This is a genomic window from Metalysinibacillus jejuensis (assembly GCF_003057615.1).
Lineage (GTDB): Bacteria > Bacillota > Bacilli > Bacillales_A > Planococcaceae > Metalysinibacillus > Metalysinibacillus jejuensis.
The window spans coordinates 1-534 of record NZ_QAFW01000158.1; the positions used below are offsets into that span (position 1 = coordinate 1).

Annotated in this window: 1 protein-coding gene and 1 pseudogene; one reads left to right on the forward strand and one right to left on the reverse strand. The window is 41.0% G+C overall.

The window, feature by feature from the left end; genetic code table 11:
• A pseudogene (locus tag DDE80_RS15505) lies at positions 1–229 on the forward strand (IS4 family transposase); the annotation flags it as partial.
• 10 nt (positions 230–239) lie between these two features.
• On the opposite strand, the gene DDE80_RS14665 reads toward DDE80_RS15505, so the two are convergent.
• On the reverse strand, positions 240–534 hold a 295-nt coding region (locus DDE80_RS14665; RefSeq protein ID WP_153060937.1), incomplete at its 5' end, for a transposase.

Sequence of the window (534 nt, forward strand, 5' to 3'; positions counted from 1 at the left end):
CTATTCGACACTTTCAAAACGTTTAGGTGAACTGAATTACCTCATCGTGAAGCGTATTTTCGAATTAATTGTCGGCCGATTAAACCGAGCTGCAAGGCGTTCTCTCAAGTTAAAAAAAGAACTTCTGACAATTGATTCGACAACGATTACGGTCGGAAAAACTCGTTTACCATGGGCGCTTTATCACGGGAATCGTTCAGGGATTAAACTGCACGTCCACACGTGTTGATTAACCAAAATCACCCAATATCTATTTGATAAAGTTCACGGTGGCATTCGACTATTTCTTTCAATCCAATTCGCCATTCAATCGGCAGGGTATCACAAAGAAGCTGGCGTGTGAAACCAGCGAAAGACAGGCGTTTACAGTGCTTTTTCTTGTGTCCTTCCGTTTGTAAAAATTTCAATAATACGTAGGCAATTAAAGCCGCGAACAATTGGTTAAACACGGCGTTTTCAGTTGTGCCAAATAAAACAGGCACATTTAAGTTCTGCTTGATCCAACGAAAAAAGGATTCAATTGCCCAGCGTTCT